The following is a 15,292-nucleotide window of genomic DNA, read 5'->3' on the forward strand; positions in this document are numbered from 1 at the left end:
AGAATGACAATACCTATCCATCACTCCAGCGTTGAAAAATGCGTCGACCATATTATTGAAACCATCGGTAAAGATATACGCATAGGTTTGCCATTGGGATTAGGCAAACCGCCTGAATTAATCAACGAGCTTTATCGGCGCGCAAAAGCTGATCAAACGTTGAAGTTAACCATAGCCACTGCGCTATCGCTGGAGGTACCTGATCCAGGTAAAGGCTTGCAAAAACGCTTCCTTGGCCCTTTCCTGCAGCGGGTATTTGGCAATTATCCAGGGCTTGATTACACGCGGGAGCTGCGCGCAGGCACCGTGCCTGACAACATCGAAATTCACGAATTCTTCTTCAAATCCGGTTCCATGCTGGGAGTCGATCAGGCCCAGCAAAACTACATCAGCACCAACTATACCCACTCTGTGCGAGACCTATTGGCATTGGGTGTTAATGTAGTAGCCCAGATGCTTTCCCATCGAATCGTGGACGGCAAAGATCAATTCAGCATGAGCTGCAACCCGGAAACTACCAGAGATTTGTTGCCTGAGCTGATGAAGCGAAAACAGGCGGGCGAGCCCGTACTTCTGATTGGCCAGGTCAACGAAAACCTACCTTTTATGGTAAATGATGCCATCATCGAAGAAGACATGTTCGACGTTGTGGTGAACAATAAGGAATATTATTCCGACCTATTCGCACCGCCCAATATGCCTGTCAGTACTGTGGATCACATGATTGGCCTGCATGCCAGCGCGCTGATTGCAGATGGCGGTACTTTGCAAATCGGCATTGGCTCCCTTGGGGATGCCATCGTTTATGGTTGCGAATTACGGCAGCAACAGAATGAAGCCTACAATGCTGTATTGAAAGATATGAACGTCATGCATAAATTTGGCGACATCATCAATCAGGTTGGCGGCACGGACACCTTCGAGAAAGGCCTTTATGGCAACAGTGAGATGTTTGTTGATGGCTTCTACTTCCTGATCAAAAGCAATATTTTACGCCGCAAAGTCTACGATAACGAAGCGATCCAGCGCCTGTTAAATGATGGAATCATCTCAGAATCCGTATCGATCAACACACTGGATGCGCTTATTGATTGCGGTGCTATCCAACCTGTACTTACTGATTCAGATGTTAGGTTACTGCAGCATTTTGGTGTTCTCAAAGCCGAGTTAACCCTTGAGAACGGAACGCTGCACATAAATGGCACCACCTGCTCCGCCGACACCAGACAATCACGACAAGCGATCGCAGAGCATTGCCTGAGATCGACCCTAAAACAGGGCAGAATCATGCACGGCGGGTTCTTCCTTGGCCCTCGGGCTTTTTACGACGGCCTGAAAAACCTTGGCGAAGACACCCTATCTGCCATCAACATGACCAATATCAGTTACGTAAATCAACTATATGGTGATGAAAACCTCAAACGCCTGCAACGAACAAAAGCCCGTTTTATCAATACTGTATTTCTGGCTCACGGGCTGGGGGCAGCCACCTCGGATGGCCTGGAAAATGGCAAAGTAGTAAGTGGAGTCGGTGGTCAATATAACTTTGTTGCTCAAGCTCATGAATTAGACGATGCACGCTCGATTCTGATGCTTAAAAGTACCAGAGAAAAAGATGGCCACACCCAATCTAATATCGTCTGGAACTACGGCCACATTACTATACCGCGTCATCTAAGGGACATTTATGTGACCGAATATGGCATAGCGGATGTTCGTGGAAAATGTGACAAAGACGTGGTAGCGGCGATGCTCAACATTGCTGACTCCCGCTTTCAACCGGAGCTGATGGCGAAAGCCAAACAGGCTGGAAAATTACCTAAAGGCTACCAGATTCCTGAGCAGTTCCGAAACAACACGCCTGAGGCGCTGGAAGCGGCATTGACTCCCTATCGAGCCAAGGGCATGTTCCCCGCGTTTCCATGTGGAACCGATTTCACCACAGAAGAACTGGTGGTGGCGCGTTGCCTGAAATCGATGAAAGCTAAAACAGAAAGCAAATCAACCCTGATCAAAGCAATGATTAGGGCTCTGCAAAACCCCACTGCTCCCGCCCAATTCACACCATACCTTGAGCGCGTTCAATTGGATCAGCCAACCTCGATGGAAGACAAAATTGCTCGTGTATTAATGATGGATGAACTGAAAACTGTACTGAGCTGATTCTGCTAATACGAAAAGGAGGGCCAGCAATGGCCCTCAACTATTGTGCTCGAGCACCTGCAGATAATTTGCGCGCTCGAACCCTGAAGGGTCGGCTACCCGGCCATAGCTCATGAGACCTTTAATGGAGTCAACGCCTACATACCCCTTATCATCCAACCATTGATCCAAGGCGTCTCTCAGGCGACCCAGCTCATCGACTCCCTTTTGAAACAGCACGCTGCAAAGCTGCACTGCATCAGCGCCAACCAATATAGTCTTGAGCACGTCATCAAGGCTGTGCACGCCACCGGTAGCCGCCAACGATAACCGAATCTGCTCCCTGAGTATCGCAATCCAACGTATCCGCAACAAAGCCTCGCTGGAGTTGCTAAGCTGCAGGGTGGGCGATACTGTCATCGTCTCCACATCAATGTCAGGAAGGTAGAATCGGTTAAATAAGACCACACCATTAACACCGGTATCTTCTAACCGCTTCACCAAATGAGCCACCGAGGAGAACTGATGCGTAAGCTTAACCGAGATCGGCACGCCAATATGCGCGCGCAGCTTGTACACTAAATCAATATAACGCCGCTCAATCTGATCACTGGACTCGTTGACATTTGCAGCTACGTAATAAATATTCAACTCAATGGCATCGCATCCAGCCTGTTCCAATGTGGCTGCGTGCTCCAGCCAGCCACCTTCGGTTACACCATTCAGGCTGGCAAATACAGGAATGTCCAAAGCATCTTTGTAAGATTTGATCTTGTCAGAATACTTGCTCAACATCTTCGCATCACTGCGCACTGCCTCCTCAAATAACGAAGGCATCACCAACCCACTGGCACCAGCAGACTGCAGTTGTTTGACCGAGGCTAAATCCGCCGTAAGCGGAGAAGCCGACACCATTAGAGGGCTAGCAAGTTTCAATCCACAATATACGCTGCTGAGATCGGCCATGTTTTACGTTACCCTGTTAAATTCATCCAGTGACTTTGCGTACCAGTGCTCTTCCAATAATGCGCGCCTTCGCACCCATATTGAAGCGCTTTAAGTTAGTCACCACTATACCTTCAGTGAAACGCGTTCGCTTGGAATAGTCAATTTTAACGTCGACGATAACCGGCACATTATCCTCCGCCATCGACCACGCTTTATCCAATATTTGATCCACATCAATATTGCGCTCAAGAGCCAAGAAGCGAGCCCCCGTTGCTTTGGCTACACCAGCCACATCCAAAGCACCCAATACGGTACAGGTTTTACGGTTATAGGGGATCTCTTGAGCCTGGGAAATTTGCGATAGCTCACCATCGTGAAAGACAAAAAACACCAACCCCAATTTAAGGGTTGCCGCTGTAAGTATCTCCATACAGGTCATTGTAAAGGCTCCATCCCCCACAATTGCGGCCACTTTCTGATTGCGATTCGCCAATTTTGTTGCGATGGCGGCAGGCACAGCGTAGCCCATACAGTTGAAATCCGTAGGCGATATAAAGTGGCCTGGCGTGTGAATGGGCATTAGCTCCGCCGCCAAGAACGTGTGGTTACCATCGTCCACAACAACAAAGTCATCATCAGCAATGCTGCTACGCAAACCGCGAAAGAAGTGAAAGGGGTTAACACGATCCTTGCTGTCATGCTGCAACCAGGCCGAGGCGTACTCCTGTTTATCACGCTGAATCTCATCGCGGACCCTATGCCGCTGGTTATTTGGCTCAGGTATCCGCTGCAGACCATCCCATAACATTTCCGATACCTGCTGAGCATCCCCCTCAATTGCTACCTTAGCGGGGAAATTTGCGCTGAACACCAATGGATTGATGTCGATATGGATCAGGTTTTGCGGCACCTTTACCCCAAAACTGCCAGTGGCTATTTCACCAAAACGAGTGCCAATGGCAAGCATGCAGTCGCAGTCTTTAAACGCATTGGTTGCAGCAGGCACAGCATATTGCCCAAAACCCATACCGGTATGCAGCGGGTGATTTGCAGGAAAAGAACTTAAGCCTTGCAGTGTCGTGCACACAGGAGCGTTAAACAGATCTGCTATTTTGGTTATCCATTCTGTAGCGTTGCGGGCGCCCCACCCAACGAAAATACCGGGTTTCTTTGCCTGTGCCAGCAACTGCACCGCACGGTCCACCTCTCCAGACTCAACCAAGTTACTGGAACTGTATTGTGGTTTGTATTCAAGCAGTTGCTCTACTTCTCCGGTAAACAGCTGTAGGTTGACTGGAATTTCGATAAATACCGGGCCGGGCTCACCTTCGTTGGCAATGCGATGCGCTTCGTAGATCGTGGGAATAATTTCACTGTGACTATTTATCTTGTAGGTTTTCTTAGTGATTTCGGCAAGGAAATTCTGCTGATCCATTTCATGCAACTGATAGGTATACGGCACATCGGTGCGTACGCCACCAGAGATCACCAGCATTGGTATGCCATCCAGATAAGCTTCACCAATACCCGCAGAAGCGTAAGCGGCCCCTGCTGCCGGCACTATTACAATGGTTCCAATTGAATCCGACGTACGACTTACAGCATCAGCCATAAACGCAGCACCGGCCTCATGGGTTACCAATATAGGATGAATGGATTCAGAGCTGTTCAGCTCATCATAAAGTTCGGTGTTGTGTACACCGGGGATGCCGAACGTAAAACGGACTCCAATTTGCTCCAACGCGTAGCGTGCCAACCAAGCTCCCGTCTTTTTCATGATGCCTCGCCTTCAATGCAATTTAATTAAGGATTTTGTTCGCCCCGTATCGAGCGCGCAGCCACCCGACCGGTCAACACACATAAGGAAAGAAAGGTGCCTTCCAACGATCTCTTGCCATTGGCACCGCCGCCACCAAAACCTGCAGCTTCACCTATAGCATACAACCCACTCAAGGCATTGCCCGCTGCATCCAATACTCGACAGTGATTATCGGTATGAATGCCACCCATACTTTTACGGCTGATGATGAATTCACGAATGGCCACTAACGGATAAGCGTTGAGGTCATCAATCTTTTGATACTTAAGGGTGCGAACCTTATCCCCCTTCCAACGTCTGGCATGCTCGATACGCCGCAGCTGATCATCATTATGAAAGGCTTCACCGCGGTCTATGACCTTATCATAGTGTCGCACATCACAAATCATGCCCGCTGTATCCACTGTCACCTCCGGGGTTAGACTGTTCATTTTCTCCCCAAGCTCTTCCAAAGAATGCGCCGTGACCACATCGGGGCACTGACTTGTGAGGTAATCGTAAAGACGATCATTGCCTAAAAGAATCTCTTTCATAAACGTTACCGGCTTTTTATCACGAAAGGCCGCATTGTGCTCAGATCCCGATATGGACATTTCCTTGCGCGCTATCTTGCGGTTCATAACCTGCCAGGTATAACCGTGAGGCAATTCGCATATGCGTTGACACAAACCGTGGGTATCAAAACCGGTTACCAGTGGGTGAGGACCTATCCTGCGCCCAGTAGCATCCATCCACAATGCCGACTTGGGAGGAATCAGGCTCAGTCCATGGGCTGGCATACGGGGCTGAGGGTGCTGTATACCGGCAGCATAGTTCCATTGCCAATCAAGATGAGTAACGCTTGCCCCCAGCGCCTGCGCTGCATCGTGCAGCAAACCGTCCGAGTAACGGTGAGATCCGTTCAGGATCGTGGTGGGGACTTCGCCCCAGGTCGGGGGCCAGTTCTGCCTGACTTTCTCCAGGTTGCCATTGATGCCACCGGTGGCAACAATCGTGATATCCGCCTGATACTGAAATGGCTGCCCTGTCGCTTCATTTTGGCCTGTTACGCCACAGATTCGATCGTTGCTGCTGTCAAACCCATCGACACGGTGGCGAAACGCCATCTTTAAGTTCCCAGCCTTAGGGTGATGACGTAATTTCTGCTCCAGTACCCGCACCAGCTCCCAACCGGTACCCCAAACGATGTGATAGCGCGGCACGGAGTTGCCGGGCATGAATTCACCCCGCTCAACCCAGTTAACCGCCGGAAAGAACTGCACTCCCTGCTGCCTTAGCCATTGATAAACATCTGTTTTATTACGATAAGCATAAGCCTCAGCCCAATAACGAGGCCATTTGTCATCCGCTGAAAAGTCAGCAAATGACAGCCAGTCCCGCAACATAAGCTCCGGATCATCTTTGATGCCATTGATGCGCTGCAACGGCGTGCCACACAGAGCCATGCCACCAAAGGCTTCCTTCGCCAAACCGCCAAAATTGGTCGCTTCGTCCCTGTCCAGGATCAGTATGCGTTTGCCACTGTCCAGCAACTCCAAAGCCGCCGTGATACCGGCAATACCAGCGCCAATAATGAGAATATCCGTGTTGTCCGCTTCCACTATGGGGATCTCCTTATGCCACAGCTGATATAAGGTCATTATCAGAGTCTACACCACAGCGTGGTTTGTACACTGTCGGGTACACGGCAATGCGGGTTTTTTGATCATGTTTTCAGACAGTTAAATATGTATACAAAGCGTCACTATCTGGTGTTTGCCGCGGCTCGACGGTTCTCGTAGAATGGGCAATTAATTAAAGTGATTTATAAACAGAACAATAACGCCCGAAGGCGATCCATTTTGTAATATTGCCTAACTGTCTTTCAGAGGTTTGAACCCAATGACTGCACCCCAAGACATCAAAGAACCAGGCCTGACCATAGCCTACAACCCTGCCACTGGCGAAGAAATCGGCCAGGTTCCCAATACTGATCTGAACCAGCTACCTGAAATATTTGCCCATGCTCGAGCTGCGCAAAAGATCTGGGCACACCGATCATTCAAGGAACGTGCGCGCGCCTTGCGCCTGATGCGTGATTACATTGTCGCCAATGCCGAAGAGTTGTCTGAAGTTGTCAGCAAAAGTAATGGAAAAACCCTGGTAGATGCTTTGGCAACAGAAGTGCTGCCCTGCACATTAGCCTGTGATTGGTACGGCAAGCATGCAGAAAAAGTACTGAAAGAGAAAAAACTACCTATCGACAGCCCCTTGTTCATTAACAAACGGACCGTGATCCAGCGTAAGCCGTTAGGCGTTGTGGGCATTATCAGCCCTTGGAATTACCCGCTTTCGATCCCGTTTGGTGAGGTCATCATGGGGCTGATGGCTGGAAACGCCATCATCCTGAAGGTTGCCGCTGCGACCCCTCTGGTGGGCGAAGCCATTAACAAAATCATCGAAGCAGGTCATTTGCCCAAAGGCTTGTTCCAGCAGATAGTGGGTTCAGGCGGCGCTGTATCACAAGCGTTTTTCGACCACAGCATTGATAAGATTTTCTTTACTGGCTCTGTGCCTGTGGGCAAACAACTGATGGAGCAGGCATCCAAAACCCTGACACCTCTGTCATTGGAGCTGGGCGGCAATGACCCGATGCTGGTATTTGAAGATGCTGATTTAGAGCGTGCCACCAATGGAGCCGCTTGGGCAGGGTTCCAGAACGCAGGTCAATCCTGTGGTGGTGTGGAGCGTATTTACGTTCATGAATCCGTATATGAGCCATTCCTTGAGCTGATGAAGAAAAAGACCGCAGCCATGCGTCATGGCGTTGGTCAGGGCTTCGACGTAGACATGGGTTCCCTAACCACCCGTGGCCAGCTCAATACCGTTGAACAACATATGGAAGACGCTTTGGCCAAGGGTGCGAAAATTGAGGCGCAATCCAAACCGGTTGGCCCGCAGAATGGCTATTTCCATCCCGCTACACTGCTGAGCGGAACCACCAACGACATGTTGCTGGTTAATGACGAAACCTTTGGCCCCATCATCCCCGTCATGAAATTCTCCACTGAAGAAGAAGCCATTGCATTAGCCAATGAGTCTCACCTGGCTCTTACTTCCTCCATTTGGACTCGAGATTTGAAGCGCGGCAAGCGTGTGGCTGGCCTACTTGAATCAGGCGTGACCACCATTAACGACCATCTTTACACTCACGGCATATCTGAAATGCCATGGGGTGGCTGGAAACATTCTGGCTTGGGCCGAACCCACGGCCATGAAGGCTTGCTGGAAATGACCCACGCGAAAGCCATCAACTGGGATATCCTGCCCATGAAGCGTAATGCCTGGTGGTATCCGTTTGATGAAAACACCTACAACGCGCTGTTAAAGGCTCAGCGGATGATGTACCCACAGGATGCCAAGGAATTCCTCGGTAGCGCCCTGGGCGCAGCACCTACAATGGTGAAAAAAATGCTGACCCGCTGGAAGGTGTAGCGATATCCGCACAGAAGCTCAACTAAAGAAGCCCGGTTTACACCGGGCTTTTTGTTATTTCAGTATCCAGGGGGCGCCTGGAAAGTGATCCCTGCTTTTTCCAGCAGCTTGGCAAAACGAATGGTGGTCTTGTCCTCATAAGGCGCACCCACAATCTGCACGTTCACTGGCAGACCCTCTTTAGTCACCCCCACGGGAGCACTGGTGGCCGGTAGCCCCATCAGGGTTGCAGGCGCTATCCACATAAACAAGTCCGGGTAATTACGCTGCTTTCCGTCTACTGTGATTTTACGCAGCAACATTTCTGGTTGCTGGAGGTGCTTGAAGGTGGTGGTCATCGCTACAGGGCACAACACCACATCGAACTCATCAAATACTGCCTTGAATTTCTCCCTCAAACGATAGCGTTTTTCACTGGCTCGCAACCAGTCCACATGGGACTGACCGGCACCTATCAGGTAATTATCGAATAACTTGGGAAGCTTAAAACGGGAACCTAACTTTTCAAAAACCGGAGCAGCCAGCGACATCACTGTACGCTCAACCTTTTTATGGGACGCTCCCATCACACCACCGATCAACTTCAGATACGTAGGGTAGAACGTCTCAAGGTTCATGCCCAGAGGTGACCCAGTGGTAACTGAGACACCCTGCTCTTCCAATGTGCGTTTTAACTGTGCATACGCTGGCTGCATGTCTGAACCTATAGGGCACAACGGATCGTCGAACCAGAACAGCACACGGAAATCCTGCAGTTTACGTTGCTTCGCGGCCGGAAGTTTAAGATTCCAGCCCGGCTCCATCAACGGCGATGGACCGGTCACCACATCCATCAGCATCTGTAAATCGTCGGCGGTTCTGGCCATTGGGCCGGCCACCGCCAGATCAGTCTCGCTCAACACGCCAGGAGGGCCAGGAATATGGCCTCGCAGCGAAATGATACCGTGGGTGGGCTTGTGCCCATACACTCCACAAAAGTGAGCAGGCGTACGAATGGAACCGCCAATATCCGAACCCAACTCTACCGAGGTAAATCCGGCCGCCAACGAAGCCGCCGCGCCGCCGGAAGACCCACCCGGGGTATATTGAACGTTCCATGGATTGTGAGTAGTGCCGTATACCTTGTTATAACTCTGAATATCAGACGCAAAGAGCGGTACGTTGGTTTTCCCAAACACGATGGCTCCGGCGTCTTCGAGCCTTTGCACTGCAACAGCATTCTTCTTTGGCAGGTGATCTTTTAAACTGGGGGCACCGGCGACGCACGGCATACCCACCACTTCGTAGGTGTCTTTTACTGTCATGGGCAAACCATGTAGTGGCCCCCAACTTTTACCATCAATGCGCGCTTTATCGGCAGCATCCGCTCGCGCCCGGGCAGCGGAGAAATCAGTCGCTATAACAGCGTTTAACTGCGGGTTGAGTCGTTCTATGCGTTTTATATAGTAATCCAACAGCTGACGACTGGTCAGCTTGCCATTCTTCATATCCGTCAGTAATTGCTTGGCGCTGTGATAGGCCCACTCAGTCGTCACTTCTCTTTCCCCTGTATACACTACAAATTAAAACCGGACGGTCAGATTAACCCAGCCCGATTCAAATTCCAATCGAGCATAATGCTGTGGTCTCAGGCCTCGCCTAGAATGTTTTTTCTGATCCGGCACGACGATGACGCAGAAATAGTTCAAGCTCCCACGGCCTCATGGCCAACACCAGACTGGTTCCATGTCGATCGTCCAGAGGGTAACTGAGATCCTGCTGATGCATTCTGCGAAAATCCCCAGCCAGCCGCTCAAGTTTTTGCATCATAATGGCATTCGAAGTTCGCGTTAACATACCTGTGACAAACAATCTGATCTCGCCGGGGCTTTCGAACCGACTCTTGAAAAAGTCATGCTGAACTTGTGTTTCGAAAAACCGTTGAATAGGCCCGTTTTTTTGCCATTGAAAGTCCGTGGTAATTAATGGCTTTATTCTGTTCCCAGGCAACAGATCAATCAATTTGATGCGGTCGAGCTTTGCCAGGCACTGGATCAGTTCCGCCTCAGAAAAATCATAATTGGATACGATCTGCTCAAATGTCCATTGATTCAGTGCTGAGAGCGCCACAATAAGCAGTTTCTCGTTTTCCACCAGTTGCTGTTCCTGTTCGAGGGTAAGATGGCTTATTTTTCTTGCCCTCTCTACGCGCCGGGCCAAATCGCTGATCTCGATGCCTGCCAGCTCGCAAACACTGTCCAACCTCGTTAGCGAAAACTGCTTTTCAGAAAACAATCGCTTTACGCTGGCCAATGACATATCCAAATGATCTGCCACTTGGCTGTAGGTAATGGATTGCTCTTTTAATACCTGTTTTAATGCATCGATTAGTGCAACGGTTTGCGCCATGATCTCGATTACTCCGTCTCGGAATGCATTTGTACGCGCCACATATCCTGATAACGACCAGACTGCTTTAATAAATCATCATGACTGCCACGCTCTACTATTTCACCCTCTTCCAGTACGATGATTTCATCGCAATCCACCACGGTCGAAAGGCGATGAGCGATCATGAGGGTGGTATGATCACGGGCAATTTTTTGCAAAGATTGATTGATGGCCTGCTCGGTTCTGGAATCCAAAGAGGATGTAGACTCGTCAAATAGAAAAATTCGAGGCCGCTTAAGCAGGGTTCTGGCGATGGCGATACGTTGTTTCTCGCCGCCGGATACTTTCAGCCCCCGCTCACCGACCAAAGTGTTATAACCTTTGGGCAGTTTTTCGATGAAAGCAGACAACATTGCGTGTTGACTGGCATCCAGTATTTCTTGCTCGCTTGCATCAGGACGACCATAGCGTATGTTCTCCTGCAGTGTATCGTTGAACAACACGGTATCCTGAGGCACCACTCCAATGGCAGCTCGCAGGCTATCTTGTGTCAGATCACGCACGGCATGATCACCAATATAAATGTCCCCTTCATTTGCTTCGTAAAACCGAAACAACAAACGCGCAATAGTGGATTTACCGGCACCGCTGGGGCCAACGATTGCTACCTTTTTGCCTGCCGGTACGGTGAAGGATACATTTTTAAGTATGGGTCGATCCGGATGATAGGAGAAACTCACATTGTCAAAACGAATGCCATCTGCGCCCACGGGTAAGGCTTCAGCATGATCAGAGTCCTGAATTGCGGGGGTCACATCCAGTATATCGAACATCCCCTCAACATCAGCCAACGCCCGCTTCATTTCACGGTAAACAAAGCCCAGCGCATTTAGGGGAATAAATACCTGAATCATAAGCGCATTGATCATGGCGAGATCACCCAGGGTCATCAGTCCATCCTGCACTTGATACGCGGCAATTAACATCATCACGGCGATGCTGGACGCTATAATCAAAGCCTGCCCGGAATTCAACGCCGCCAGGCTAAGATGGTTGGTGACTTTTGCCTGCTCCCGCTCTAACAGATTGGCGGCGTACAGCTTTGACTCGTAATGTTCGTTGTTAAAGTATTTAACCGTTTCGTAATTGAGCAAACTATCGATAGCTCGCGTGTTGGCTTGATTGTCTTTCATGTTGGCGGCCCGCACGAACTCTGTACGCCAATTAGTAACCACCACCGAGAACCCAATGTAGACCACCACCGCAAACAAGGTGATCCAAACAAAAATCAAATCAAACTGCAGAGCAAAGATAGCAATCACCAAGGCTACCTCCACCAAAATTGGCACAACACTGAACACCAGGGAGCGAAGCAAAAACGAAACACCGCTGGTTCCCCTTTCGATATCGCGGGATAACCCGCCGGTTTTACGGCTCAAATGGTATTCCAGATCCAGTCGGTGCAGGTGCTCAAACACTGTCAGCCCCAAGCGCGACAAAGTGCGTTCTGCCACCCGCCCGAACACGGCGTCGCGCAGCTCACCAAACAGCACGCTGCTGAAACGCAATATACCGTAGGCAAACACCATAGCCACTGGAACCGCAACGGCTTGAACCGCCAGGGACTTATCCAGAGAATCGACAATATACTTAAGTGAGACCGGCACCCCAACGTTGGCGAGCTTAGCGATAATCAGCAACACCAATGCAAAACCGACCCTTATGCGGAATAACCACAGATACGGCACCAATTTTGCCAAAACACGCCAATCCACATTGGATCGCTGAACCGCACCGTACATTCTGTCGTGCATAGTGTTACCTTAATTTCCCCAAACAGTCTTTTCTTGCTATAAAGCCAACTGAAGATCATTCAGTATGGATTGCAAACCCTATGACCTCCAGAATCGCTATTATCAAAACCGGCACCACCCACCCACGCTTGCACAGCATCTTTGGTGACTTTGATAATTGGTTTCGAGAATCTGTGAGTCATGCGCACTTTACTACATTTGAAGTAGCGGATGGTAACAAGCCGCCGGAGCTTAGGGATTACGATGGGTTTATCGTGACTGGCTCGCCCGCCATGGTGACTGACAATGCTCCCTGGAGCGAAAACCTGAAGCCCTGGCTTAGATCAGTACAACAATACGGCAAGCCGTTACTGGCAGTATGCTATGGGCATCAATTGTTGGCAGAGGCATTGGGGGGCAAAGCAGGCTGGCATCCACAAGGACGGGAAATTGGCACGGTGTCGATCAACCTGACCGATGCGGGCAAGCAGGATCCACTGCTGGGGGGGCTGGCACCGATATTCACCGCCCAGGTAACTCATGCCCAAAGCGCACTCACCTTGCCGCCTGGCGCGACCTTGCTCGCCTACAACGATTATGAACCCCATCAGGCATATCGGATTGGGAACAACATATGGAGCGTGCAGTTTCACCCTGAGTTCAGTGTAGACATTATGCGTGGGTATGTATTTGAAGCTGCAGAAAAGCTGCTGGCGGCCGGTATGCCGGTTCGTAAACTATTGGCGACTTTAGATCATGCTGACGCCAATCGGCATCTGGTACAGCGCTTTGTGGATTTGTGTCAGTAGATCAAGCCTCAGCTAAATCTCACCCATAAAAAAAGCAGGCCTAAAGCCTGCTTTTTACTTAATAGTGGCGTCCCCTAGGGGGTTCGAACCCCTGTTACCGCCGTGAAAGGGCGGTGTCCTAGGCCACTAGACGAAGGGGACGCAAGTAACACTTCGCTGTGTTGAGGCGCGCATTTTATGGACGGATCAAAACCCAGTCAAGATTTTTTTACCAAAAAAATCAATTACCCCTGAATAATCAAGACACTATACGCAAATCCTACCTTAACCGCCTGTTAGCAATTACGCAGCTACTTCGCTAGGATGTGGGCTATTCACATTAGGAATTATAACAATGAAAAAAGCGCTACTCGGGCTAGTGATTTTACTGGCCGCAGGATTCACCGTTCTGCTCGTGATCCCCTCTCCTATCGACGCTGCCGCCTACACACCACCTACCCCCCCAGCCATGGACGGTCCATATGCGGTCAATCATGCGCTGGATAGCGCCACGTTATTGGGGCAAGGTGAAATTTTTGGGGCAGAAGACGTGGATGTGGATGCCTTCGGGCGGGTCTACGGTGCCACCGAAGATGGACGTATCGTACGCGTCGACCAAAATGGCAACATTTCAACCATGGCCAATACCGGTGGACGCCCCCTTGGCCTGCATTGGGATAACCATGGCAACCTGATCATCTGTGATGCTTTCAAAGGTCTGCTCTCGCTGGCACCAGACGGCACCCTGACTACGCTGTTAACCGAAGTCGATGGTCAGAAACTGGTGTTTACCGACGATCTGGAGATCGATCAGGATGGCATCATTTACTTCTCTGACGCCAGTATAAAGTATGATCAAAAGCACTATATGCTGGATATGCTGGAATCACGCCCCTGGGGCCGGCTGATTGCCTATGATCCCGCCAGCGGTCAAGCCAAGACCGTGCTGGATAATCTCTACTTTGCAAACGGGGTCGCCCTATCCAAGGATCAAGATTTCGTGCTGGTGAACGAAACCTACCGATACCAAATCACCCGCTACTGGATTCGAGGCCCCAAACAAGGCCAATCGGAGATATTTATCGACAACCTGCCCGGCTTTCCTGATGGCGTATCCAGCAGTGGGCGCGGCACCTTCTGGGTGGCATTGCCCACTGTGCGCAACCCTCAAGCCGACAACCTACACCCCAAACCCTTCCTTAAGAATCTGGTTGCCAAACTGCCGAGCTTTTTCAGCCCCAAGCCTCAACCTTATGGGTTCATTCTGGAGCTGGATGAACAAGGGAATGTGCTGCGCAGCTTGCACGATCCGGAGGGCGATCACTTTTCGTTCGTCACCTCCATCCAGGAAAATGCAGGCACCCTGTACCTGGGCACTCTGACCGGTGACAGCATTGCCATGCTGCCGCTGCAAAATGATAACGTTAGGGAATAAAAAGCCGATCACTAGGAACCGTTGGTTACACCGCTAGGCCATCAGATCGCCATGAGGTAATCTGATGGCACTGAAGCAAGAACAATAGAAATCCTGAGGCACCCCCATGTCAGAAACCAAGCAATATGAGTCATTTAGTGAATTCTATCCATTCTACCTGGCAGAGCACAGCAACCTGACCTGTCGCAGGCTGCACTTTGTAGGCAGCACTTTGGTACTGGCTTTACTGGTGTACATCGTTACCAGTGCGAGCTGGGGCATGATTCTGTTGCTGCCGGTTGTGGGGTATGGATTCGCCTGGGTCGGCCATTTTTTCTTTGAAAAAAACAAGCCCGCCACGTTCACCTACCCCTGGTATAGCTTCATGGGGGATTGGGTGATGTATAAGGACATCATCACCGGGAAAATCCGTTTTTAAGCCATTACCTAATCCGCTTATGAGGTTTTCTCTGCCCGGTATACAACCTTTCTCCTGAATCAAGAATTTAGGTCTACACTTAACAAAGTAGGAAGGCTCCTGGCA

General features: G+C 50.2%; 11 protein-coding genes and 1 tRNA gene. 5 read left to right on the forward strand and 7 right to left on the reverse strand.

The annotated features are described in order from the left end of the window. Nucleotides 1–3: 3 nt before the first annotated feature. The gene (locus Kalk_RS02575; protein WP_101892717.1) at nucleotides 4–2,163 is read left to right on the forward strand and encodes an acetyl-CoA hydrolase/transferase C-terminal domain-containing protein; all 2,160 of its coding nucleotides are present in this window, start codon (nucleotides 4–6) and stop codon (nucleotides 2,161–2,163) included. Nucleotides 2,164–2,199: 36 nt separating this feature from the next. Here the strand turns inward: Kalk_RS02575 and Kalk_RS02580 are convergent, their stop codons facing one another. The 3 genes from Kalk_RS02580 to Kalk_RS02590 are packed head-to-tail and all read right to left on the reverse strand — an operon-like array spanning nucleotide 2,200 to nucleotide 6,549. Then, entirely contained in the window at nucleotides 2,200–3,108 is a 909-nt protein-coding gene (locus Kalk_RS02580) for a beta/alpha barrel domain-containing protein (RefSeq protein WP_101892718.1), read from the reverse strand. A 22-nt stretch (nucleotides 3,109–3,130) separates the two neighbouring features. After that, nucleotides 3,131–4,867 carry a thiamine pyrophosphate-binding protein gene (locus Kalk_RS02585; protein WP_101892719.1) on the reverse strand — a complete coding sequence of 579 codons (1,737 nt, stop codon included), beginning with the start codon at nucleotides 4,865–4,867 and terminating at the stop codon, nucleotides 3,131–3,133. Between the two features lie 26 nt (nucleotides 4,868–4,893). After that, nucleotides 4,894–6,549 (reverse strand): FAD-binding dehydrogenase, encoded by a 1,656-nt coding sequence (locus Kalk_RS02590; protein WP_101892720.1) that lies wholly within the window; start codon nucleotides 6,547–6,549, stop codon nucleotides 4,894–4,896. Nucleotides 6,550–6,790: 241 nt separating this feature from the next. On the opposite strand from Kalk_RS02590, the gene Kalk_RS02595 reads away from it, so the two are divergent. Beyond that, nucleotides 6,791–8,383 carry an aldehyde dehydrogenase family protein gene (locus Kalk_RS02595; protein ID WP_101892721.1) on the forward strand — a complete coding sequence of 531 codons (1,593 nt, stop codon included), beginning with the start codon at nucleotides 6,791–6,793 and terminating at the stop codon, nucleotides 8,381–8,383. Nucleotides 8,384–8,442: 59 nt separating this feature from the next. Here the strand turns inward: Kalk_RS02595 and Kalk_RS02600 are convergent, their stop codons facing one another. The 3 genes from Kalk_RS02600 to Kalk_RS02610 all read right to left on the reverse strand — a co-directional run bounded on the left by Kalk_RS02600 (nucleotide 8,443) and on the right by Kalk_RS02610 (nucleotide 12,567). Beyond that, entirely contained in the window at nucleotides 8,443–9,918 is a 1,476-nt protein-coding gene (locus Kalk_RS02600; RefSeq protein ID WP_101892722.1) for an amidase, read from the reverse strand. A gap of 103 nt (nucleotides 9,919–10,021) precedes the next feature. Continuing rightward, nucleotides 10,022–10,771: a helix-turn-helix domain-containing protein gene (locus Kalk_RS02605; RefSeq protein WP_101892723.1), complete on the reverse strand. Its 750-nt coding sequence runs from the start codon at nucleotides 10,769–10,771 to the stop codon at nucleotides 10,022–10,024. Nucleotides 10,772–10,779: 8 nt separating this feature from the next. Continuing rightward, nucleotides 10,780–12,567 (reverse strand): ABCB family ABC transporter ATP-binding protein/permease, encoded by a 1,788-nt coding sequence (locus tag Kalk_RS02610; RefSeq protein ID WP_233716793.1) that lies wholly within the window; start codon nucleotides 12,565–12,567, stop codon nucleotides 10,780–10,782. A gap of 80 nt (nucleotides 12,568–12,647) precedes the next feature. Here Kalk_RS02610 and Kalk_RS02615 point away from each other — a divergent pair, with 80 nt between their 5' ends. Further along, on the forward strand, nucleotides 12,648–13,355 hold the full coding sequence (locus Kalk_RS02615; protein ID WP_101892724.1) for a glutamine amidotransferase: 708 nt from the start codon (nucleotides 12,648–12,650) through the stop codon (nucleotides 13,353–13,355). Between the two features lie 65 nt (nucleotides 13,356–13,420). Here the strand turns inward: Kalk_RS02615 and Kalk_RS02620 are convergent. Next, nucleotides 13,421–13,496 (reverse strand) — tRNA-Glu (locus Kalk_RS02620). A gap of 193 nt (nucleotides 13,497–13,689) precedes the next feature. Between Kalk_RS02620 and Kalk_RS02625 the strand changes: the two genes are divergently transcribed. Together Kalk_RS02625 and Kalk_RS02630 are read left to right on the forward strand one after the other, a co-directional pair. Further along, nucleotides 13,690–14,769 (forward strand): SMP-30/gluconolactonase/LRE family protein, encoded by a 1,080-nt coding sequence (locus Kalk_RS02625; RefSeq protein ID WP_101892725.1) that lies wholly within the window; start codon nucleotides 13,690–13,692, stop codon nucleotides 14,767–14,769. A 106-nt stretch (nucleotides 14,770–14,875) separates the two neighbouring features. After that, on the forward strand, nucleotides 14,876–15,187 hold the full coding sequence (locus Kalk_RS02630; protein ID WP_101892726.1) for a DUF962 domain-containing protein: 312 nt from the start codon (nucleotides 14,876–14,878) through the stop codon (nucleotides 15,185–15,187). Nucleotides 15,188–15,292 lie beyond the last annotated feature (105 nt).

This window comes from Ketobacter alkanivorans (genome assembly GCF_002863865.1).
Classification (GTDB): Bacteria; Pseudomonadota; Gammaproteobacteria; order Pseudomonadales; family Ketobacteraceae; genus Ketobacter; species Ketobacter alkanivorans.

Excerpts from the sequence above, each read along its gene's own strand:
- Kalk_RS02575 (WP_101892717.1), top strand. The coding sequence starts at position 4 with ATGACAATACCTATCCATCACTCCAGCGTTGAAAAATGCGTCGACCAT.
- Kalk_RS02580 (WP_101892718.1), bottom strand. The coding sequence starts at position 3,108 with ATGGCCGATCTCAGCAGCGTATATTGTGGATTGAAACTTGCTAGCCCT.
- Kalk_RS02585 (WP_101892719.1), bottom strand. The coding sequence starts at position 4,867 with ATGAAAAAGACGGGAGCTTGGTTGGCACGCTACGCGTTGGAGCAAATT.
- Kalk_RS02590 (WP_101892720.1), bottom strand. The coding sequence starts at position 6,549 with ATGACCTTATATCAGCTGTGGCATAAGGAGATCCCCATAGTGGAAGCG.
- Kalk_RS02595 (WP_101892721.1), top strand. The coding sequence starts at position 6,791 with ATGACTGCACCCCAAGACATCAAAGAACCAGGCCTGACCATAGCCTAC.
- Kalk_RS02605 (WP_101892723.1), bottom strand. The coding sequence starts at position 10,771 with ATGGCGCAAACCGTTGCACTAATCGATGCATTAAAACAGGTATTAAAA.
- Kalk_RS02610 (WP_233716793.1), bottom strand. The coding sequence starts at position 12,567 with ATGCACGACAGAATGTACGGTGCGGTTCAGCGATCCAATGTGGATTGG.
- Kalk_RS02615 (WP_101892724.1), top strand. The coding sequence starts at position 12,648 with ATGACCTCCAGAATCGCTATTATCAAAACCGGCACCACCCACCCACGC.
- Kalk_RS02625 (WP_101892725.1), top strand. The coding sequence starts at position 13,690 with ATGAAAAAAGCGCTACTCGGGCTAGTGATTTTACTGGCCGCAGGATTC.
- Kalk_RS02630 (WP_101892726.1), top strand. The coding sequence starts at position 14,876 with ATGTCAGAAACCAAGCAATATGAGTCATTTAGTGAATTCTATCCATTC.